The sequence below is a fragment of the Pseudomonas triclosanedens genome, assembly GCF_026686735.1.
GTDB classification, from domain to species: Bacteria; Pseudomonadota; Gammaproteobacteria; order Pseudomonadales; family Pseudomonadaceae; genus Pseudomonas; species Pseudomonas triclosanedens.
Window position 1 is genome coordinate 5,112,133 of the sequence record NZ_CP113432.1, and the last position, 22,347, is coordinate 5,134,479.

General features: G+C 59.3%; 17 protein-coding genes and 3 tRNA genes. 16 read left to right on the forward strand and 4 right to left on the reverse strand.

The genetic code is table 11. The features are described 5' to 3' along the window. The first annotated feature begins 2 nt into the window (after window positions 1–2). The 15 genes from lolB (at window position 3) to OU419_RS23740 (ending at window position 17,844) form a co-directional block, all read left to right on the forward strand. A complete protein-coding gene (lolB, locus tag OU419_RS23670; RefSeq protein ID WP_254476621.1) occupies window positions 3–620 on the forward strand; it encodes a lipoprotein insertase outer membrane protein LolB in 618 nt (205 codons plus the stop codon). A 1-nt stretch (window position 621) separates the two neighbouring features. Continuing rightward, window positions 622–1,470 carry a 4-(cytidine 5'-diphospho)-2-C-methyl-D-erythritol kinase gene (gene ispE, locus OU419_RS23675; protein ID WP_254476620.1) on the forward strand — a complete coding sequence of 283 codons (849 nt, stop codon included), beginning with the start codon at window positions 622–624 and terminating at the stop codon, window positions 1,468–1,470. A gap of 31 nt (window positions 1,471–1,501) precedes the next feature. Next, window positions 1,502–1,576 (forward strand) — tRNA-Gln (locus OU419_RS23680). A 62-nt stretch (window positions 1,577–1,638) separates the two neighbouring features. Next, a tRNA-Gln gene (locus tag OU419_RS23685) sits at window positions 1,639–1,713 on the forward strand. A 53-nt stretch (window positions 1,714–1,766) separates the two neighbouring features. Beyond that, a complete protein-coding gene (locus tag OU419_RS23690; protein ID WP_015478849.1) occupies window positions 1,767–2,708 on the forward strand; it encodes a ribose-phosphate pyrophosphokinase in 942 nt (313 codons plus the stop codon). A gap of 112 nt (window positions 2,709–2,820) precedes the next feature. Then, entirely contained in the window at window positions 2,821–3,435 is a 615-nt protein-coding gene (locus tag OU419_RS23695) for a 50S ribosomal protein L25/general stress protein Ctc (protein WP_254476619.1), read from the forward strand. Window positions 3,436–3,473: 38 nt separating this feature from the next. Beyond that, a complete protein-coding gene (gene pth / locus OU419_RS23700) occupies window positions 3,474–4,058 on the forward strand; it encodes an aminoacyl-tRNA hydrolase (RefSeq protein WP_254476618.1) in 585 nt (194 codons plus the stop codon). A gap of 39 nt (window positions 4,059–4,097) precedes the next feature. Beyond that, complete coding sequence (gene ychF / locus OU419_RS23705; protein WP_254476617.1) at window positions 4,098–5,198, forward strand: redox-regulated ATPase YchF; 1,101 nt, start codon at window positions 4,098–4,100, stop codon at window positions 5,196–5,198. Between the two features lie 195 nt (window positions 5,199–5,393). Then, complete coding sequence (locus tag OU419_RS23710; protein WP_254476616.1) at window positions 5,394–6,605, forward strand: tyrosine-type recombinase/integrase; 1,212 nt, start codon at window positions 5,394–5,396, stop codon at window positions 6,603–6,605. A 355-nt stretch (window positions 6,606–6,960) separates the two neighbouring features. After that, window positions 6,961–8,007: a Fic family protein gene (locus OU419_RS23715; protein ID WP_254476615.1), complete on the forward strand. Its 1,047-nt coding sequence runs from the start codon at window positions 6,961–6,963 to the stop codon at window positions 8,005–8,007. A gap of 7 nt (window positions 8,008–8,014) precedes the next feature. After that, on the forward strand, window positions 8,015–8,158 hold the full coding sequence (locus OU419_RS23720; RefSeq protein WP_125843288.1) for a DEAD/DEAH box helicase: 144 nt from the start codon (window positions 8,015–8,017) through the stop codon (window positions 8,156–8,158). After that, window positions 8,155–11,253, forward strand: coding sequence for a BPTD_3080 family restriction endonuclease (locus tag OU419_RS23725; RefSeq protein ID WP_254476614.1), 3,099 nt, complete (start codon window positions 8,155–8,157; stop codon window positions 11,251–11,253). The genes OU419_RS23720 and OU419_RS23725 overlap by 4 nt, the downstream gene beginning before the upstream one ends. A 1-nt stretch (window position 11,254) precedes the next feature. Beyond that, on the forward strand, window positions 11,255–14,191 hold the full coding sequence (locus OU419_RS23730; protein WP_125843284.1) for a site-specific DNA-methyltransferase: 2,937 nt from the start codon (window positions 11,255–11,257) through the stop codon (window positions 14,189–14,191). 15 nt (window positions 14,192–14,206) lie between these two features. Then, window positions 14,207–15,757: an RNA-directed DNA polymerase gene (locus OU419_RS23735; RefSeq protein WP_254476613.1), complete on the forward strand. Its 1,551-nt coding sequence runs from the start codon at window positions 14,207–14,209 to the stop codon at window positions 15,755–15,757. Window positions 15,758–15,765: 8 nt separating this feature from the next. Beyond that, complete coding sequence (locus OU419_RS23740) at window positions 15,766–17,844, forward strand: UvrD-helicase domain-containing protein (RefSeq protein ID WP_125843280.1); 2,079 nt, start codon at window positions 15,766–15,768, stop codon at window positions 17,842–17,844. A 78-nt stretch (window positions 17,845–17,922) separates the two neighbouring features. Here the strand turns inward: OU419_RS23740 and OU419_RS23745 are convergent, their stop codons facing one another. Together OU419_RS23745 and OU419_RS23750 are read right to left on the reverse strand one after the other, a co-directional pair. Next, entirely contained in the window at window positions 17,923–18,786 is an 864-nt protein-coding gene (locus OU419_RS23745) for an integrase domain-containing protein (RefSeq protein ID WP_254476612.1), read from the reverse strand. Window positions 18,787–19,388: 602 nt separating this feature from the next. Beyond that, complete coding sequence (locus tag OU419_RS23750; protein ID WP_254476611.1) at window positions 19,389–20,546, reverse strand: STY4528 family pathogenicity island replication protein; 1,158 nt, start codon at window positions 20,544–20,546, stop codon at window positions 19,389–19,391. A gap of 454 nt (window positions 20,547–21,000) precedes the next feature. Between OU419_RS23750 and OU419_RS23755 the strand changes: the two genes are divergently transcribed. Next, window positions 21,001–21,077, forward strand: a tRNA-Met gene (locus OU419_RS23755). A gap of 632 nt (window positions 21,078–21,709) precedes the next feature. Here the strand turns inward: OU419_RS23755 and OU419_RS23760 are convergent. Further along, on the reverse strand, window positions 21,710–22,015 hold the full coding sequence (locus OU419_RS23760) for a HigA family addiction module antitoxin (protein WP_254476610.1): 306 nt from the start codon (window positions 22,013–22,015) through the stop codon (window positions 21,710–21,712). A 10-nt stretch (window positions 22,016–22,025) separates the two neighbouring features. Further along, the gene (locus OU419_RS23765; RefSeq protein ID WP_192400966.1) at window positions 22,026–22,304 is read right to left on the reverse strand and encodes a type II toxin-antitoxin system RelE/ParE family toxin; all 279 of its coding nucleotides are present in this window, start codon (window positions 22,302–22,304) and stop codon (window positions 22,026–22,028) included. Window positions 22,305–22,347 lie beyond the last annotated feature (43 nt).

The window sequence follows — 22,347 nt, forward strand, 5'->3', positions numbered from 1 at the left end:
CCATGCGTCTACGTCACCTGCTCGGCTCCGTCGCCCTCGTCCTCCTGGCGGGCTGTGCCGGCCTCGGCCCCCGGGAAGCCCTGGAAGGCCAAGGCAACGCCACCGCCTGGAACGCCCACAAGGCCCGCATCGCCACCCTCGACGGCTGGCAGATCGACGGCAAGGTCGGCATCCGCGCCCCCAAGGACTCCGGCAGCGGCACCTTGTTCTGGCTACAACGCCAGGACTACTACGACATCCGCCTGTCCGGCCCGCTTGGCCGTGGCGCGGCGCGCCTGACCGGCCGCGAGGGCGCAGTCACCCTCGAAGTCGCCGGTCAGGGCCGCTACGAATCGACCTCCCCGGAAGCACTGCTTGAAGAACAGCTGGGCTGGCGCCTGCCGGTCTCCCACCTGCTCTGGTGGATCCGCGGCCTGCCCGCGCCGGATAGCAAGAGCCGCCTGACCCTCGACGGCGACAGCCACCTGGCGAAGCTCGAACAGGACGGCTGGAACGTCGAATACACACGCTACAGCGAACAGAACGGCTACTGGCTACCCGAACGCCTGAAGCTACACGGCCAGGACCTGGACGTGACCCTCGTAGTGAAGACCTGGCAGCCGCGCCAATTGGGCCACTGACATGCAGCACCGCCTGACCCTGCCGGCGCCAGCCAAGCTCAACCTGTTCCTGCATATCAATGGCCGCCGCCCGGATGGCTATCACGAACTGCAGACACTCTTTCAATTCCTCGATCACGGCGACGACCTGCATTTCGCCGTGCGCGAAGACGGCGAAATCCGCCTGAACACCAGCATCGAGGGCGTTCCTCACGACAACAACCTGATCGTCAGGGCTGCGCGCCGGCTACAGGAACTATCGAACTGCAAGCTGGGAGCGGACATCTGGCTGGACAAGCGCCTGCCAATGGGCGGCGGCATCGGCGGGGGCAGCTCCGACGCGGCCACCACCCTGCTCGGCCTCAACCACCTGTGGCAGCTCGGCTGGGACGAGGACCAACTGGCCGCACTCGGCCTCACCCTGGGCGCCGACGTGCCGGTATTCGTGCGCGGGCATGCGGCCTTCGCCGAAGGGGTCGGCGAGAAGCTCACGCCAGTCGAACTGGAAGAGCCCTGGTTCCTCGTCGTTGTGCCGCAAGTCTTTGTCAGTACAGCAGAAGTTTTCTCCGATCCCGAGTTGACACGGGATACTCCGCCCATTAAAGTTCGCAGCCTTCTCGGGGTGGACGGTCATAATGACTGCCAGCCGGTCGTCGAGAAGCGTTACCCGGATGTACGTAACGCACTGATCTTGCTTGGTAAATTCACTGACGCAAGATTGACCGGAACCGGAGCTTGTGTGTTTGGGAGCTTCCCAAATCAAGGCGATGCTGATAAAGTCCGCCGCCAACTTCCGGCCACTCTGCCGAGCTTTGTCGCCCAGGGTCGCAACATCTCGATGTTGCACAGAAAGCTGCAAAGTCTGGCTTGAGAAGAATGCAATGCATTCGGTTGTACGATACAGGGGCGTCGCCAAGCGGTAAGGCAGCAGGTTTTGATCCTGCCATGCGTTGGTTCGAATCCAGCCGCCCCTGCCATTAACCCACAGGGTTATGCGTACAGCACCAACGAACACATTGCTCCGCAAGTTGTAAGCTACAGGGGCGTCGCCAAGCGGTAAGGCAGCAGGTTTTGATCCTGCCATGCGTTGGTTCGAATCCAGCCGCCCCTGCCATTTTCCTTCTGGCTCAACCGGGCCTACCTTCAAGCCGACACAGGTACTGCAGCGTGTCCAAAATGATGGTTTTCACGGGGAACGCCAACCCCGATCTGGCACGCCGTGTCGTACGGCAGCTGCACATCCCCCTCGGTGACGTCTCTGTCGGCAAGTTCTCCGACGGCGAAATCAGTGTTGAAATCAATGAAAATGTCCGCGGCAAGGACGTATTCCTGATTCAACCGACCTGCGCACCGACCAACGACAACCTGATGGAACTGGTGGTAATGGCCGATGCCTTCCGCCGCTCCTCGGCTACTCGTATCACGGCAGTCATCCCCTACTTCGGCTATGCCCGCCAGGATCGACGTCCTCGCTCCGCCCGCGTGGCAATCAGCGCCAAGGTCGTCGCCGACATGTTGACCGTAGTTGGCGTCAACCGCGTCCTGACCGTTGACCTGCACGCCGACCAGATCCAGGGTTTCTTCGATATCCCCGTCGACAACATCTACGGCTCGCCCGTACTGGTCGATGACATCGAGGACCAACGCTTCGAAAACCTGATGATCGTCTCCCCGGACATCGGTGGTGTAGTGCGCGCTCGCGCCGTCGCCAAGTCCCTGGGCGTTGATCTGGCCATCATCGACAAACGTCGTCCGAAGGCCAACCAGTCCGAAGTCATGCACATCATCGGAGATGTCGAAGGCCGTACCTGCGTCCTGGTCGACGACATGGTCGATACCGCCGGCACCCTCGGCCACGCAGCCAAGGCTCTGAAAGAGCACGGTGCCGCCAAGGTCATCGCCTACTGCACCCACCCAGTGCTGTCCGGCCGTGCCATAGAGAACATCGAGAATTCCGTACTGGACGAGCTGGTGGTGACCAACACCATCCCGCTGTCCGCTGCTGCACAAGCCTGTGGCCGCATCCGCCAGCTGGATATCGCTCCGGTTGTCGCTGAAGCCATGCGCCGCATCAGCAATGAAGAATCGATCAGCGCCATGTTCCGCTGAAGCGGAACAGAGCTGACGTAAAGCGCCTCGTCACGTCGATGGGGCATTAGCAAAATCGCCCGAACGCTGGTCGCAAGCGTCCGGGCGATCTTGTCATTCTGGAGATAATGAAATGGTTGATTTTGTACTGAATGCTCAAGAGCGTTCCGACCTGGGGAAAGGTGCGAGCCGCCGCCTGCGTCGTAATGCCGGCCTGATCCCGGCTGTGGTTTACGGCGGCGAGAAAGCCCCGCAATCCCTGACCCTGGAACTGCGCGAGATCTCTAAGCTGCTGGAAAACGAGGCTGCCTTCAGCCACGTGATCACCCTGAACGTCGGTGCCGCCAAGGAAACCGTACTGATCAAGGCCCTGCAGCGTCACCCGTCCAAAGGCTTCGTCATGCACGCTGACTTCCAGCGCGTCGTTGCCGGCCAGAAGCTGACCGCTCACGTTCCGCTGCACTTCGTGAACGAAGCCAACGCTGTTGGCGTGAAAGTTGGCGGCGGCGAGATCTCCCACGTGATCTCCGAAGTCGAAGTTTCCTGCCTGCCGAAAGACCTGCCGGAATTCATCGAAGTCGACCTGGCCAAAGTGGAACTGGGTCAGATCGTTCACCTGTCCGACCTCAAGCTGCCGAAAGGCGTAGAGCTGGTGCAACTGGCCCACGGTAACGACCTGGCCGTCGCCAACATCCACGCTTCCCGCGTAGTGAAAGAAGAAGGTGAAGGCGAAGCTGCTGCCGAGTAATCGCGCGCACCATTGCCTTTAAGGAAGGGGCTCCTGTCGTGACTGCCGTACAACTGATCGTTGGCTTGGGAAATCCCGGCCCTGAATACGACCAGACCCGGCATAACGCAGGGGCCCTTTTCGTTGAGCGCCTGGCCGATGCACAACGTGCCAGCCTGACTCTCGACAAGAAGTATTTCGGCCTCGTCGGCAAGTTCAGCCATAAGGGCCGTGATGTTCGTCTGCTGATCCCCACCACCTACATGAACCGCAGCGGCCAGGCCGTGGCGGCGCTCGCCGGCTTCTTCCGCATTCCGGTCGAAGCGATCCTGGTGGCGCACGATGAACTCGACATGCCTCCCGGCGTCGCCAAGCTCAAGAAGGGCGGCGGACACGGCGGGCACAATGGGCTGCGTGACATCATTGCCCAACTCGGCAACCAGAACGGTTTCCATCGCCTGCGGCTTGGCATCGGCCATCCGGGGCACAGCAGCCTGGTCTCCGGCTTCGTTCTTGGCCGCGCACCGCGCGCAGAACAGGAACTGCTAGACACCAGCATCGACTTCGCTCTCGGCGTGCTGCCGGAAATGCTCGACGGGGATTGGACCCGCGCGATGCAGAAGCTGCACAGCCAGAAGGCCTGATCACACCTCTTTTCCGCCATCTGGCGCGAGGGACCTAGCATGGGATTCAATTGCGGCATCGTCGGCCTGCCCAACGTCGGCAAGTCCACCCTGTTCAACGCCCTGACCAAATCCGGCATCGCGGCGGAAAATTTCCCCTTCTGCACCATCGAGCCGAACAGCGGCATCGTCCCGATGCCCGACGCGCGACTCGATGCGCTGGCCGAGATCGTCAAGCCCGAGCGCGTGATCCCAACCACGATGGAGTTCGTCGACATCGCCGGTCTCGTGGCGGGCGCATCCAAGGGTGAGGGTCTGGGCAACAAGTTCCTCGCCAACATCCGCGAAACCGACGCCATCGCCCATGTTGTGCGCTGCTTCGAAGATGAGAACGTCATCCACGTTTCCAATAGCGTCGACCCCAAGCGCGACATCGAGATCATCGATCTCGAACTGATCTTCGCCGACCTCGATAGCTGCGAAAAGCAACTGCAAAAGGTCGCGCGCAACGCCAAAGGCGGCGACAAGGACGCCATCGCGCAGAAGACCCTGCTGGAAAAACTCATCCCCCACTTCAGCGAAGGCAAGCCTGCCCGTTCGCTGATGAAGAACATGAGCGACGACGAGAAGCGCGCAGTGCGTGGCTTCCACCTGCTGACCAGCAAGCCGGTCATGTACATCGCCAACGTCGCCGAAGACGGCTTCGAGAACAACCCGCACCTGGATGTCGTTCGCGCCATCGCCGAAGAAGAAGGCGCTATGGTCGTGCCAGTTTGCAACAAGATCGAAGCCGAAATCGCCGAACTGGACGATGGCGAAGAGAAGGACATGTTCCTCGAATCCCTCGGCCTCGAAGAACCCGGCCTGAACCGCGTGATCCGCGCTGGCTACGAACTGCTGCACCTGCAGACCTATTTCACCGCCGGCGTGAAGGAAGTACGCGCCTGGACCGTCCGTGTGGGAGCTACCGCCCCGCAGGCCGCAGCCGTGATCCACACCGACTTCGAAAAAGGCTTCATCCGTGCCGAGGTTGTCGCCTACGACGACTTCATCCAGTTCAAAGGCGAACAGGGCGCGAAGGAAACCGGCAAATGGCGCCTGGAAGGCAAGGACTACATCGTCAAGGACGGCGACGTGATGCACTTCCGCTTCAACGTCTGACGGTTTTTGCTGGATCTCGGTGGCGCTCAGTAGCGCTTGGTGGATTGGTTGACCCGTTTCAAATCAATGGGTTGCAGAAACAATACGGTCTGCTGAGCGTTCCTATTGTTCATCGAGGTCCAGAAAATTCGGGGGTAGCGTTGGGGGTACTCGTGTTCAACCGTGGGGGTACATCTCCCCGCAGTGGAGTCAACGATGCCCGAAAACCTACTCACCGACCTCAAGGTCAGGTCGGCCAAATCGACTGATCGAGATTGGAAACTATCAGACGGCGGGGGCCTGTTCCTGCTGGTCAAGCCCACCGGCGGCAAGCTCTGGCGGTGGAAGTACCGCCTGCAAGGCAAGGAGAACCTCTTTGCCATTGGCGGCTTTCCTCAAGTAAGCCTTGCTGAGGCGCGTGCGGCCCGCGAGAAAGCGCGAGTCCTCGTCAAGCAAGGTATCCATCCTGCCCATGAACGGCAGCAGGTCAAGCAGCGCAACTTGGAAGTGCTGGAGGAACGCAAGCGCGCAAAGGAAAGCTCGTTCGCCAAGGTGGCGCAGGCGTACCTGGCCGAGATCAAGCCAGTCTTTGCGCTCAGTTCCTACCGCACGAAAGAGTCCCGTATCAGGAAATACCTGTCACCCAAATTCGATGGGATGCCGATGAGCGACATTGGCGTGAAGCAGATCCGCCCGTTGCTGGAGGAGTGCAAGGCCCACGGTGCATGGGCCGCGATTCACGTCAAAGGCGATCTTTCGGCCATCTTCGAATTCGCGGTAGTGCGGGGTCTGGTCGAGGCCAATCCTATTCCCAGTCTTCGTGGGCTGCTGCGTGTGCCGTTCAGCGAGAGCAAGGCGGCGATGACGCGAGAGCAAATCCAGAAGTTCTATCAGGAGTTGCGCGGCTACCGGGGCTATCCGGAAACCTCTTTGTGTCTGCGGTTGATTGCTCTGACGGCTTGCCGTCCAGGGGAAGCGGCGGATGCCGAGTGGGACGAGTTCGACTTTGAGGATGCTCTGTGGCGTCGGCCTGCGGCGAAGATGAAAGCGCGGCGTGACCATGTCAGCCCGTTGTCCACGCAGGCCGTAGCAGTGCTGAAGGATTTGCAGTGCATCACGGGCGGTGGCCGCTATCTGTTCCCACACCGTAGTGGCAAGGGCTTCACTACGCCCAACCGGCTAACCTACGCGATGCGCGACATGAACCTGGGCCGGGGCACGACGCCGCATTGCTGGCGGACGACCTTTTCAACTTGGGCCAATGAGAACGGATACCGGCCTGATGCGATTGAGCGGCAGCTTGCCCACGTGGAAAGCAACAAGGTGCGGGCGACGTACAACAAGGCGCTGCTGCTGGATCAGAGAAGGACGCTGTTGCAGGACTGGGCGGACTATCTGAGTGCGGCGGAGGGCAGTGGCACGGTATAGGGGCAATTTCGCCGGGTGTTGCAGAACGAATGGACAGGTGCGGCCTTTTCCTTTTCTGGGTAGGGCCGTTGCCCCTTGAGTGCCGTTCCCTTGCCTTTTGCCTTTTGCCTTTTGCCTTTTGCCTTTGCCCTGAGTTGGGCCTGGGAATGGGGTAAACAATGGAGAAAATAGGGTAATTGTGAAATTACTGCCCTTTTTAGGCATTTCCTTCCTGGTCGGCCATGCCGGCCCCTCGCGACCGGGCCTACGTTCAGGAAATGAGGTAATCAAACACCTTTAATGAGGTATTTATAGAGACAATGCCCCATTTAAAGGCTATGATTACCCCATTTACACAGCCTGGGCTTACATTTCCATGCACTCGCTCACACCCGAGTACCTCGTCGCGCTTCGCTTCGATGGCACCCAGGCCGCCACGTTGCGCACACTGGGCGAGTACCAGGGCAAGCAGCAACTCTACGCAGCGCAGTCGCCCGAAGCCCTCAAAGGGCTACGCCAGATCGCGGTAGTCGAATCCACCGAGTCATCCAACCGCCTGGAAGGCGTTGTCGTCGCACCCTCGCGGCTGAAGTCTCTGGTCATCCGCAACGCAACGCCAAAGAGTCGTTCCGAACAGGAGATCGCGGGCTACCGTGACGCCTTGGCGCTGATCCACGAATCGGCCGCGCACATGCCCTTCAGCGAGGGAGTGGTGCTGCAACTGCATACCCTGCTGTATCGCTACATGCCGCAGGTGGGGGGGCGCTGGAAAGCTACCAACAACGACATCATCGAGCGTCATCCCGATGGCACGTCACGGCTGCGCTTCCAGCCGGTCGCTGCGCACCTGACGCCGATGGCAATGGCCGATCTGACCGGGCGCTACGCCACCGCGCTGGATCAGCACCTGGCCGACCCGCTGGTGCTGGCACCGCTGGCGATGCTCGACTTCCTGTGCATTCACCCCTTCCCTGATGGCAACGGCCGTATGTCCCGCTTGCTGACCTTGCTGCTGCTCTACCACTTCGACTATGCAGTGGGCCGCTACATCAGCTTGGAACGCATCTTCGAGGACACCAAGGAAGGCTATTACGAGACGCTGGAAGCCAGTTCGCAGGGATGGCACCAGGGGCAGCACGACGTAAAGCCCTGGCTCGACTACTTCTGGGGTGCCTTGCTACGGGCCTACCGTGAGTTCGAGGAGCGTGTCGGCACCATCGAGCGTGGCCGTGGCAGTAAAGGCGACCGGGTGCGTGCGGAAGTCCTGGGACGCACTCTGCCGTTTTCGATTTCCGAAATCGAGGAAGCCTGCCCAGGCGTGAGCCGGGACATGGTGCGATTAGTGCTGCGGGCAATGAAATCAGAGGGGTTGATAGAGTCAACAGGCAAAGGACGAGGGGCGAAATGGATCAAGCAAGGGTAAAGAGATCATGGTGGAACTGATCGGCAGCCGCCGCCGCTTGCTGGTTGACAACCTCAAGCAAACCATCCGGCCAGGGGCACGGCTGAAGATCGCGGCCTCGTGCTTTGAATTGCCCCGAAACAGCCTAAATATCAGGGGACTAAAGAAGTGAGTGACCAGTTTTTCAAGCAGCCTATTCTCAATTCTCCATACGGCTACCCGTCTTTGCACTGGGAGCTCGACGAGAAGGGGCAACCTACACAGAAAATCGTCGAGTCTCGCCGCGCATCCAGCTTCATTAGCCCGATTCCAAAGCCACGCCGACACCATGGTGAGCAGACTACTCTGGCGCTGGATGAAGTTGAGAACCTGTCTGACGACGGGCAGCGCTACCGACACTCTGAACTGATCAATTCGGTGCGGCGTGAGGTCGATGCCTGGCGTCGTCTGCCGCCGTCGCAGTGGCGCGTCACCCCCGAAACGGCCCGTCTGCTGGAGCACTGGCGCAACCACAAGTTCGCCGGTGTGCGCCCGTTCTTCTGCCAGGTCGAAGCGGCCGAGACCGCCATCTGGCTGACTGAGGTCGTTCCGCAGCTTGGCAAGAACGGCGAGCGCTTCCTTGATCACCTGAAAAAGGCCAGTAACGATGCCAATCCCGGCTTGATGCGTCTGGCGCTGAAGCTGGCGACTGGTGCTGGCAAGACCACGGTCATGGCCATGCTCATTGCGTGGCAGACGGTCAATGCCGTGCGGCATCCACAGAGCAAGAAATTCACCCGTGGTTTCCTGCTGGTCGCTCCTGGCCTGACCATCAAGGATCGTTTGCGTGTGCTGCTGCCCAATGATGCGGACAGCTACTACGCCAGCCGCGAGATCGTGCCCCGCGACATGCTGGCGGATTTGGACAAGGCCAAGATCGTCATCACCAACTACCACGCTTTCAAACTGCGGGAGCGCATGGAGTTGTCAAAGGGCGGCCGTCGCTTGCTGCAAGGCCGCACCGGCAGTGAACTGGACACGCAAGAAACCGAAGGCCAGATGCTCCAGCGGGTCATGCCGGAATTGATGGGGCTGAAGAACATCCTCGCCATCAACGACGAAGCGCACCATTGCTATCGTGAAAAGCCCGCTTCCGACGACGACTTCATCGACGACAAGGGCAACCCCCTGACCGGCGATGACCTCAAAGCCGCCAAGGAGCACGTCAAGGACGAGAACGAAGCCGCACGCCTGTGGATTTCCGGCCTCGAAGCCGTGAACCGAAAGCTGGGCCTGCCACAGGTGATCGACCTCTCGGCCACGCCATTCTTCCTGGCCGGTTCCGGCTACGTGGAAGGCACGCTGTTCCCCTGGACGATGAGCGACTTCTCATTGATGGATGCCATCGAGTGCGGCATCGTCAAACTGCCGCGCGTGCCGGTGGCCGACAACATTCCCGGCGCGGACATGCCCATCTACCGTGACCTTTGGAAGTACATTGGCAAAGCAATGCCGAAGAAGGGCCGAGGCAAGAACGCTCAGATCGACCCATCGACCATTCCCAGAACCCTGGAGACCGCGCTCGAAGCCCTCTACGGCCATTACGTCAAAACCTACGAAGCCTGGCAGCAAGCCGGCATCAAGGTGCCGCCATGCTTCATCTTGGTGTGCAACAACACCGCCACTTCCAAGTTGGTGTTCGATTACATCTCCGGTTTCGAGCGTCGCAATGACGATGGCAGTGTCAGCTACCAGGCTGGTCGATTGGAGCTGTTTCGCAACTTCGACGAGCATGGCAATCCACTGGCACGCCCGAATACCTTGCTGATCGACAGCGAGCAGCTCGAATCCGGAGAGGCACTGGACGATAATTTCCGGGGCATGGCTGCCGACGAGATCGAACGCTTCAAGCGCGAGATCATCGAGCGCACCGGCGACCGCCGACAGGCCGAAAACCTCAGCGACAGCGAACTGCTGCGCGAGGTGATGAACACCGTTGGCAAGCAGGGGCGCCTGGGCGAGCAAATCCGCTGTGTGGTGTCGGTATCCATGCTCACCGAAGGCTGGGATGCCAACACTGTCACCCATATCCTCGGCGTACGTGCCTTCGGTACCCAGTTGCTGTGCGAGCAGGTGATAGGCCGGGCCTTGCGCCGCCAGTCCTATGAGTTAAACGAGCAAGGCCTGTTCGACGTGGAGTACGCCGACGTATTCGGCATTCCCTTCGACTTCACCGCCAAGCCGGTCGTTGTCACTCCGCCCAAGCCCCGCGAAACCGTTACGGTCAAGGCGCTGCGCCCGCAGCGCGACCATCTGGAAATTCGTTTCCCGCGTGTGCAGGGCTATCGCGTAGAACTGCCGGAGGAACGGCTGGAGGCAGCCTTCGGCATCGACGATCACCTGACGCTGACGCCGGATGAAGTGCCAACCAGGACCCACAACGCCGGCATCATCGGCGAGACCGTGGAACTGGACATCAAACACCTGAGCGACGTGCGCCAATCCACCCTGCTGATGGAATTGACCACGCATCTGCTGTTCAGGCATTGGCGCGAGCCAGGCCAAGATGCGCCCATTGCTTTGTTTGGCCAGCTCAAACGCATCGTGCGCCAATGGTTGGACGAATGCCTGGAATGCAAGGGCGGCACCTACCCGGCACAGTTGATGCATCGCCAACTGGCAGACTTGGCCTGCCAGAAGATCACCCGCGGCATCGTCAAGCACGAGCTGGAAAAGGGCCGACAGGTCAAGGCCGTCCTCGACCCGTTCAACCCGACCGGCAGCACTGCGCATGTGCGCTTCAACACCTCGCGCGAAGAACGCTGGGAAACCCTCGGCGTGGACAACCAGCCGAAGAACCACGTCAACTGGGTCATTCTGGACAGCGGCTGGGAAAGCGAATTCTGCCGAGTCGCCGAGTCGCACCCCAACGTGCTGGCCTACACCAAGAACCACAACCTCGGTCTGGAAGTGCCCTACCGCTTCGGTTCGGCCAATCGCATCTACATCCCGGACTTCATCGTGCAAGTGGACGACGGTGGCGGCAAGGACAACCCACTGAACCTGATCGTGGAGATCAAGGGCTACCGGCGTGAGGACGCGAAGGAAAAGAAGTCCACCATGGATACCTACTGGATACCCGGCGTGAATCACCTTGGCACGCATGGCCGCTGGGCCTTTGCCGAGTTTGGCGACGTGTACGAAATGCAGGACGACTTCGCCAAAGAGGTCGAGGCGAAGTTCAACCAAATGATTGAAGCGGCTGCGCAGGGAAACAAGGAACACTGAGATGGCAACCAAGAAAACCCAGAAGCCCGGCAAGAGCATCGAGCAAATCACGCATACTGAGGCCAAACGCAAGAACATCCCGACCGTGGAGCACCAGTCGGTGATGCAGCAACACGAGCAGGCGCCGGTGAAGGTTGCCTACCCGCGCGCCAACCGGCAATGGCTGGAGGAACTGTGCGCTCTGCATGACATGGGCAAGGCATCCTCGGAGTTCCAGCAGCGGCTCAACCGCGACCTGGATCCGCAACTGATCTGGCGCGGCAAGGACCAGCAAGATTGGAGCGATCTGGTGGTCAATGCGCCGCCGCTGTACATCCAGGAAAAGGTCAAGCCTAAGGCGCTGATCGACGACCTGCGCCGCCAGACCGAGGAACGCCGCGAAGCCGCCGCGCCGCAGCAGGACACGCTGGACCTGTTCGGCGACTTCAACGGCCTGCCCGAAGGCGCGGACCGCACCGAGTTCTACCAGCACGAGGGCCACTGGCAGAACCGCTTCATCCTGGGCGATTCATTGCAGGTGATGGCTAGCCTGGCCGAGCGCGAGGGGCTGCGCGGCAAGGTGCAGTGTATCTATTTCGACCCGCCCTACGGGATCAAATTCAACAGCAACTTCCAGTGGTCCACCACCAGCCGCGACGTGAAGGATGGAAATGCCGACCACATCACCCGCGAGCCGGAGCAGGTCAAGGCATTTCGGGATACATGGCGCGATGGCATCCATTCGTACCTGACCTATCTGCGTGACCGGCTGATGGTGGCGCGGGATTTGTTGACGGAATCCGGATCGATCTTCGTGCAAATTGGCGATGAGAATGTTCATCGCGTGCGAGCGGTACTAGACGAGGTTTTTGGCGATAAGAACTTCATTAGCTTGATATCCGTCCAAACCACATCGGGCTTTGCAACCAACTACATCGGCAACGTGACCGATTACATCCTTTGGTTCGCCAAAGACAAGACGCTCGGTGCGAGAAAGGCGCGCTCGCCTATGTATCGGAAAGATTTTGTTCTTGGTGAGGGGAATGCGCGCTGGTTAATGTTCCCCGATTTCACTTATCGAGGCGTATCCGCAGCCGAAAAACGCGGAGAGGCTTCTGTTCCAGCAGACTCGATTCCCTACAAGCCGGACAACATCATTTCGCAAGGGCGTGCAAAGGAACGTCAGCCGTTTTCATTCCGCGGAAAAACATACGATACTTGGGACAAGAACTCACATTGGAAGGCCTCGTTCCCCGTAGGCATGGAGCGACTTGCAAAAGCAGGCCGAATTCATGTTGCAGAAAATTCGATTCAATATATCCGCTATCACACCGACTTCGAGCTTGGCGCACACGGAAATGTCTGGACGGATGTAAGCACGGGTAGTTTCACGGACGATAAGGTCTACGTCGTCCAGACAAATACGAAGGTGATTGAGCGCTGCATCCTGATGGCTACCGACCCCGGCGACTTGGTGCTTGATCCAACTTGCGGCAGCGGCACAACGGCTTACGTCGCCGAACAATGGGGCCGCCGCTGGATCACGATAGACACCAGCCGCGTGTCGCTGGCCTTGGCGCGCGCCCGCATCATGAGCGCACGCTATCCGTACTACTACTTGGCAGATAGCCGAGAAGGGCAGATTCTCGAAGCGGAAATCAAGCGAACAGTACCATCGTCGCAGCCTGCATACGGAAACATAACGCACGGTTTCGTCTATGAGCGCGTTCCGCACATCATGCTTGAAACGATTGCCAATGATTCGAGTATTGATGAAATATGGGAAGCCTTCCAGGTCAAGTTGGAATCGCTGCGCGAACAACTCAACGCGGCGCTGAAAAAGAATTGGCAGGAATGGGAGATTCCACCCGAAGCCGATGCCAAATGGACTGATGCGGCGAAGAAATTACACGCCGACTGGTGGCAGCAACGAGTCGCGAGGCAGAAGGATATCGACGCTTCCATCGCAGCCAAAGCCGAGTTCGAGTTCCTCTACGACAAACCCTACGAGGACAAGAAAAAGGTGCGCGTGGCTGGCCCATTCACAGTGGAATCGCTCAGTCCGCACCGCGTCTTGGGCGTGGACGAGGAAGACAACCTGATTGACCATGTGGCCGAGACCCAAGCGGAATACGGTCAGGACTTCGCCAGCCTGATCCTGGCCAACCTGCGTACCGCTGGTGTGCAGCAGGCGCACAAAGCCGACAAGATCGAATTCACCTCATTGGAGCCGTGGCCGGGCGACTTGATCTGCGCCGAAGGCCGCTATCTGGAGAACGGACAGGTGAAGCGTGCCGGTATCCTGGTTGGGCCGGAATTCGGCACCGTCACCCGAGCTGACCTGGTCGATGCCGCCCGCGAAGCCGGCGATGCCAACTTCGACGTACTCATCGCCTGCGCCTTCAACTACGACGCACCGGCCAGCGAATTCAGCAAGCTGGGCCGCATCAACGTACTGAAGGCGCGCATGAACGCCGACCTGCACATGGCCGAAGACCTGAAGAACACCGGCAAGGGCAACCTATTCGTGATTTTCGGCGAGCCGGATGTGGATGTGCTGGACACGCAAGGCCGCAGCATCCGCCGATACGACGGCAAGCGCGACGTCATCGACGTGCCGGCTGACGGGCGACTGGTGGTCAAGATCAACGGCGTGGACGTGTTCCACCCCAGTACCGGCGAAGTGCGCAGCGACGGCGCAGACGGCATCGCCTGCTGGTTCCTGGACACCGACTACAACGAGGAATCCTTCTTCGTCCGCCACGCCTACTTCCTCGGCGCGAACGATCCGTACAAGGCGCTGAAGACCACGCTCAAGGCAGAAATCGACCCCGACGCTTGGGCCACCCTCAACAGCGACACCTCGCGCCCGTTCCCGAAGCCCAGCACTGGGCGTTTTGCGGTGAAGGTTATCAATCACCTGGGGGATGAGGTGATGAAGGTATTCAAGGTGAGCTGAAGGCGAGATGATCTGATGCCGACGACCAGCCCAATTCAGCAGCACAGAGAATCGACGCGTGATCTGGCCCGCGCGTTGAAGCCGTCGGATGTCTATCGGTGGCTACTGGAATACGGCTACTTTCCCGAAGCCTACGTACTACCGCCGTGCTTTCGCGTGGTGAAGATGCCTGCGACGCAAAAGCGGTATTTCGACCCGAACAAAGGCTTCAAGGGGTTGAAGGAGGCCGAATTCGTCCGTGTGCATTTCCCGAAAACGGAACTGACCGACAGAACGTTCGGGATCATTGAGCCAAAAATTCATAACGACATCGCGTACCACATCACCCGGAACTGGAAGGCAATGGTGGATGCGATGATTCCGTCGGACAGCATCGTTTCGTCGTACAGCTTTCCCATTCCGGTCAATCGGAAGAAGCCGGGGCGCATGGGTGAGCTGCGTAGCGGCAGGATGATCTACGAGTTCATCACCATGACGGACGATGCCCTGGCCACGGTGGCATACCGCTTCACACATATCGTCAAAGCCGATATCAAGAACTTCTACCCTTCGGTCTACACACACAGCCTTGCTTGGGCGATTCATGGCAAGCGAACAATCCGACATGGCGGCAAGGGCAAGAATCGCCGTGATATGAAGTTCGTCGGCAACCGGCTCGACAAGCTGTTCCAGATGGCCAATGATGGCTGCACTAACGGTTTGCCAATCGGGCCTGCGGTTTCCGACATCGTTTCCGAGATTGTGGCTTCGGCGGTAGATCGCGTGTTGAGCGCCGAATTGAAGCGCAACCACATTGAGTGCGAGGCGGTGCGATTCAAGGATGATTACCGCATCCTGGTGTCGTCCGAAGCGGACGCGAAGAAAGTTGTGAAAATCCTTCAGTCATCGCTGAAGGAATACAACCTTGAGCTCAGTGACGAAAAAACCACCGTGTCGGCATTGCCCGATGGCCTGTTTCGGCCTTGGGTGTCCCGCTATCACCTTGTGCATCCGAAGCGGAAAAACCGATTTACGTGGAAGCAGTTTAGGGAGCTTTACCTTGCCGTCGTTGAGATTGATCGGCATTACCCGAACACGGGTGTGATAGATCGCTTCCTTGCCGATATCACGAGTCGAAAAGGAAAACTGAAGATCATTGTCGGCCCTTTCAATCTGGAAAAGGTTGTCAGCATGTTGCTTATGCTCGGCACGCTGAGGGTCAAGGCTTTTCCTAAGATCATGGCGATTCTCGAACAGGCGATACGCAGCGATGACGGCAATGGTCTGACGGAGCCGCTGGTCAGTCACCTTGAAGCGTACTTGCACAAGCTGTCGAGCGATGAAGCGCGCAACAAATATCTCATATCATGGATCGGCTATTTTTTGGCGAGTAACGGCCTTCTGCAGTTGCTGAAGAAGAAGCCAAAACTCAAAGACCCGATTGCCAATTCCTCGATGACCGGAAGAGGGAGGTTGTTTGGCGATGCCCCAGATTTCAAACTGATTGAAGGTGTAAAGATGGCGGGAAAACGAGTGTCCCTGTTTAAGCATCTGGATGTGTTCAATCCTCCCAAACATACTGAGTGATGGTTCACATGGAATTCCGCATCGCCGACACCTTTACCACCAGCCTGGCCCGCCTGAACGGCGATGAGCAAAAGGCCGCGAAGACCACTGCCTTCGATTTGCAGATGAATCCTGTCGGCAACGGCATGAGCTTCCACAAGCTCGACCGCGCCAAGGATCCGAACTTCTGGTCGGTGCGCGTCAGCCGCGATATTCGTCTGATCGTCCACAAGACCGCTGGCAGTCTGCTGCTCTGCTATGTCGATCACCACGACAAGGCCTATCAATGGGCCGAGCGGCGCAAGCTGGAAGTGCACCCGACCACCGGCGCAGCTCAGCTTGTCGAGGTTCGCGAGCGTGTCGAGGAGATCCTCGTTCAGAAGTATGTCGAGGACAGCAGGCCGGCGACGCAACAGAAGCCGAAACTGTTCGCAAAATATGCCGACGCCCAACTGCTGGCCTATGGCGTGCCGCAGGATTGGCTGGCCGACGTGAAGGCTGCCGACGAGGATTCGCTGCTGGAATTGGCCGACCACCTGCCCGGTGAGGCGGCCGAAGCCTTGCTCGAACTGGCGACCGGCGGCACGCCGGCGTTGCCGGAAGTGGCAGGCAAGGGGGCGGACCCATTCCTGCACCCGGACGCGCAACGCCGCTTCCGCGTCATGTCCGATATGGACGAGCTGGCCCGCGCGCTGGAATACCCGTGGGACAAGTGGACGGTATTCCTTCATCCGGCGCAACGCCAACTGGTCGAGCGTCATTACAACGGTGCGGCGCGTGTGTCTGGTTCGGCGGGCACGGGCAAGACCGTGGTTGCCTTGCACCGGGCCGTGCATCTGGCGCACCAGGACGAAGATGCGCGCGTTCTGCTTTCCACGTTTTCGGACACGTTGGCCAATGCCTTGCGCGGCAATTTGTATCGGCTGATCTGGAACACTCCCAAGCTCGGCGAACGTATCGACGTGGCCGCCATGGATGCTCTCGGCATCCGCTTGTATGCGGCGGAATTCGGCAAGCCAGTATTCGCCAGCCGTGATGAAATTTCCACGCTGCTGAAGACGGCTGCCACGCAGGTCGATGGCCTGAAAGCCAACGCTGCGTTTTTGCTGTCCGAATGGGAAGACGTGGTGGACACCTGGCAAGTGGAAAGCTGGGAGGCCTACCGCGATGCCAAGCGGCTGGGTCGCAAGACGCGCCTGCCGGAAGCGCAGCGCGCCTTGTATTGGCAGGTGTTCGCCAAGGTGAAGGAGCAATTGAAGCAGGCGGGCAAGATCACTGCGGCCGAGATGTTCTCCAAGCTGGCGGAGGCCATGCCCAAGCGCAAACATCCAGTATTCGATTACATCGTGGTGGACGAGGCACAGGACATCGGCGTGCAGCAATTGCGCTTCCTTGCGGCGATCGCCGGCGACCGCGCCAATGCCCTATTTTTTGCCGGCGATCTCGGCCAGCGCATCTTCCAGACGCCGTTCTCGTGGAAAGCCCTGGGTGTGGACGTACGCGGTCGCTCGCGCACGCTCAATATCAATTACCGCACCTCGCATCAGATTCGCTCGCAAGCCGACCGGCTTCTCGGCCCCGAGGTCTCCGATGTGGACGGAAATGTCGAAAGCCGCAAGGGCACGATTTCTGTATTCAATGGGCCAGAGCCGACCATTTGCAGCTACGCCGATGCCGAGGCGGAAAGCCGGGCCGTCGGCGTATGGTTGCAGCAATGCAGTGCCAGCGGTGTGCTGCCGCAGGAAATCGGCGTCTTCGTTCGATCCGAGAGCGAACTGTCGCGCGCACAGGCGGCAGTCAAAGCCGCAGGCTTGCAGGGGCGCGTGCTCGGCAAGGACATGGCGACGGAAGAGGGCTTCGTCAGTATCACCACCATGCACTTGGCCAAGGGCATGGAATTCCGTGTAATTGCGGTAATGGCCTGCGACGATGAAATCATCCCTTCACAGATGCGCATCGACACTGCTGCTGACGAGGCCGAACTGACCGAAATCTATAACACCGAACGCCAGTTGCTGTACGTGGCTTGCACCCGTGCCCGCGACCAACTGCATGTGTCAGCAGTGAAACCTGAGTCGGAATTTCTGGAGGACTTACTGCAGAAGTAGCCCCACGCGTCTTGGATGAGTCTGGTGGTGACAGCGTGCCTTGGCTGTATCGCCCCAGGTACTTGCGCAGCGTGTGACTTAGCTTCCCAGATAGACCGCTGTCACCTTCACCCGCTCGTGCCCAAGTTCACGACTGATCTGCTGCCGGACTTGTTGGCCGGCCAGGCGTCGTGATAGGCCGAGTTGAGCCGTGCCAGGTCCGCCTGCTGCTGGTGACTTCCACCCCGTCAATGCTTCATATCGCATCTGTGCATACCGATGCCGCAGCCCATGCATGTTGCTCAACCCGGCCGCCTTGCATTGCCCATCGTAGACGTGCCGTTGCTGGATGTAGGTCTTGTTTGCCGGGATCAATGACCCTGTGCCTGCCAGGTGGTGTGCTGCCTGGAGCACGTCGCGTTGCTCTGTCGTGGTGATGGGCACCGTTCGCTCCCGGCCGCCCTTGGTCCACGATCCCTTGAGGGCGATGTGATCGCCCCGATCCGCGTAACTGGGCTGGAACTTGATCGCTTCCTCCCGACGCAATCCGAAGGCGGCCTGTAGCTGAAGGCTCATGCGCACGTGCGCGTCGGTGACCTGTTCAAGACCTGTGCCCAGTTCTTGGGCCTTGCTGATGTTGGTCACATAGCGGCGCTCGGCCACGCCGAGTTGCGTGTTGTCCGCCGGCAGGATGCCGGCCTTGCCGATCTTCTCGGCCCACCAGCGCAGGTGAGAGAGCCGATTCTTGATGGTGCCGGACGACAAGCCTTCTCCCCGCCAGCGATCCAGCAGCGCCTGGGCGTGCTTGCGCTTGAGCGACGACGCCTTCATCTGCCGGAAACCGGCCTCGCGTAGTTGCCGCGCGGCCAGCGACAGCGAACGCATCCGGTCGGCCTGCGTGGTGTAGCTGCCGTCACGGTTGCGCTGGCAGAGCTGTCGCAGGGAGTAGGTCAAGTCGTCCATCTTCCGGTCTCCAAGCAAAGCGCCGTACTGCGTTGTCCTGAAATTCAGTGGTTAGTGTTGGTGCCAGCTCGCCAAGGCGAGATCCCGTGAGGGTAAGGGCATAGTGTTCAGGAGACACCAGAGCCTCGAATGAGGCGTCCGTCTTGCTCCCTGCTGGAAGCCCGGACGGAGGTACTACAAGACGAAAGTGATGTGAACGTGGACAAGTCCTCCTATGAAGTGAGTGGGATGAGAAATGCAGCGGGAACCCTGTGCGTCGCGCACAGGCAATTGCTGCAAAGGACAGTGCGCCAGGCGGCGCGATAGGGATGAGTTCAAACAGACGAAGAAGGCTCCGCCCTGGGTAGGGCCGGTATGAGGTCGGAGCCTGGGCATACCTGGGGTGGCTCCACCCTGTCGGGCCAGCGCTTGCAGGAACCTGCGCTGTTGGGGTTGCCGATGTACGAAGCCCATCGGTCTTGGCAACTGCCCGGTCAGTTTAGGGCGGCCATCATCATGTAGGCCGCACGCAATAGGAACTGGCTTTCGCCCGCATTGTTGGCGGTGTTGCGCGGGTCGTCACTGCGGCGTGCAGTGACGACCGCGTTTTGCGGCAGCATTTGCTACGCAGGATGCGGTTGCCATCCCCTGGCCTGCATTGCCTGCGCTGCGATGTCCCCAGCGTTCGTCGGGGCGTTCAGCATCTTGCGGATGTTGGCGATGTGCGCCAGGGCAGTTTCACGCGATGCCGGTGGCGCAGTCGGTTCTGGGCGGTGTTCGGTGCGTGGCACACCAGCAGGCCGATTTTCGGTAGGCCGTAGGGCGGCAGATGTCTCCTTACGACCTGCCCACAAGCGGAATTCGCCAGCAAATACGCGCTTCACCAAGGCGAAGAAGTAGGCCACGACATTGCGCACGGTGCCGCTCTGGCTGCGTGCCTGCAACTCGTCGAGCACTTCCTGGCGATGCTGCGGCGGTAGCCGCCGCAAGGCGGCCTGCACGTCCTTTTGCTGATCTGCCTGGGCATTGCTCAGGCAAGGCGGCAAGCTCACCGACTGCGATGCCGAATCGCCATCGCCTTCGCGCGCGCGGTACGTACGTTCTTTTTTATACATATACGTCTTATACGTACTGCCCTGCTCAGCCGTCATGTGGCGAGCGTGTTCGGTCTGTTGCGGAACAAGCGTGCTGCCAGCGGAATCGCCAGACAATGGCAGTGGGTCGGCTGCCTCGCTCGCCGGCGACGGCGGCGTAGGGGGCAAATCATCGTCATCGTGGCGCTGATCGTGGGGCGCAATGAAGGCGGATTCAGGTGCCTGCGCCAGCGTTGCCTGAATGTGGACGGCCACCCGATCCACCTGGTTGTTTTCATGGCCGATGGAGGCTTGCAGGAGCGCGGACAGACTGGCATCGAGTGCGCAGGCTTGTTGGAAGTCCAGGGTGCTTTCGTGAACCTGATACAGCTCGCTGAGCACATGGCCGGTCAGAGGGTCGCGTTGCTGGCCCACCAGACTGATCCACCCCGTCAGCCGAAGCACGACGAGGACGCGCCGGGCCGTCTCGTACCCGGCCCGCTGCCCCAGCGGGGTGGAGGTGAGATAGCGGCGCAACTGCCCCAGATTCGCCAGTGGGCTGATGCCCTCGGCAGAGCGCAGCATGCGCAGAACCTGCCAGCCATTGCGCTCCAGCGGCGTGAGGCGGGCATCGAGCATGAGCGAGGCCGGCGTGGCGAACAGGGCGTTTTGCCCCAGCGGGTTGTGGCGGGTGTGATGGTCTGCCATGAGAGGTCTCCGAGGTCTGGGCCACAGCGGCCCGTTCCCCTGCATCTCATCGCGTACCGTTCCAGGCGTCAGCCAACAATGCGGTCTGCGCCATAACCGTTTTATCCGGCACGCGCAGCCCTAGCACCGGCTTCCAGACTGATCTATCATCCCTATACCCCTATGGGGGTACAACTGGGGGTACTTCCAGCGATTCCCGCAAAGGCTGTGGCCCGATTTCCCCGCGAAACCTAGTGTTCACAAGCCTTTGCCGACCGATCAACGTTTAAACGTGTGATCAACGTCTAACCAGACTCCCCGCAAAAGCCCCGACACCGTCGGGGCTTTTTTCATGGTCCTGCCGCCCACTCATCGCAATGCCGAATCATTCAGGCTAAACGATTGAAAGATCAGAAAAATATTCAAGGCCGGGGGTTGACAGCCCCCATCGATGTGCGGAAAATGCGCGCCACTCGGCTACATAGCTCAGTCGGTTAGAGCGCAGCATTCATAATGCTGATGTCCCAGGTTCAAGTCCCGGTGTAGCCACCATACAAAACAAAGGGTTAGCGAAAGCTAGCCCTTTGTGCTTTCTGGGGTAGTGACTACGAAGTGACTACACCCTGTCTACTCCCTATCCTGCCCTTGCTCGGCTACAACGATGTGCTATGGTTTATAATGATGGCTCACTGCCGTCAAAACAGGGCACCCTGATAGCACTCATCGAATCTTGCATCCGAAAATCATTCTGAATCCAAGCTGATCTCATACCTGTAGCTGCTACTGACTGATAACTGACGCGACCTAATCTCAAAGCCTTCCTACCTCATATCCGACGTCGCACACCTCTACGATCCCTGCAGCCAAGCTCATACCGACTCGATCTCTCGAATTTTTCCTCTCGAATCTCAACTCAAGCTATCCGCCAGTGCCCTTCCTGAAAATCCGGTATGAGGTCTGCGCTATGAGGCAACTCATCGAGCGTGTGTGGAGGTTTGCTCAGGTGTCAGGAAAGTTCGCCGCAATTATCATTGCTACAGCTTTCCTTAACGACTTGGGACATGCCATCTATCTGTGGCTGCTAGGCTAATGAGCCATTCGAAGGGGCTGACTCTCGGCCCCTTCCCCACATCCGATAGGCATAAAAAAGCCCCGCACGTGCGGGGCTCCATAATTCTCAAGCGCTAGGCATGAGCCAGTAGAGGCTCAATTTCGTGCTCAATTTGCTCGCCATTCGCCGCATAAGCAGTGGCTAGTGAGTATTCACTTTGAAGGTTCATCCAGAACTGCGCGGACGTATCAAAGTAACGACCCAAGCGAATAGCCATATCTGCAGAGATGCCCCGCTGCTCACGCACGATGTCATTTACCGTTGGCGCCGAGACATTCAACGCCCGTGCAAGAGCCGCTGGCGACATATCCAGCTCCATCAAAAACTCATCACGCAAGATTTCCCCAGGATGGATGGGGCGCATACCATTGGTAGCCATGTCCACCTCCTCAGTGGTAATCAACTATTTCGACTTCTTCTGGACCTGCATCCGTCCAAACGAAACAGACACGCCACTGGTCATTGATCCTGATGCTATGTTGCCCAGCACGATTTCCCTGCAGCGGTTCCAGCCGGTTTCCAGGTGGAGATCGCAGGTCTCGGAGCTCGGTAGCAGCATGAAGCATTGCTAGCTTACGCGTAGCAACTGTGAGGATGGCTCCCCACCGCCTAGAAAGGCCCGACTCAAAAAGCTGACGAGTCTCATCGCATCGAAAGGTCAGAATCATTCATTAACCCTTAACGTTAAGCGTTAACTTCACCACAGCTTAC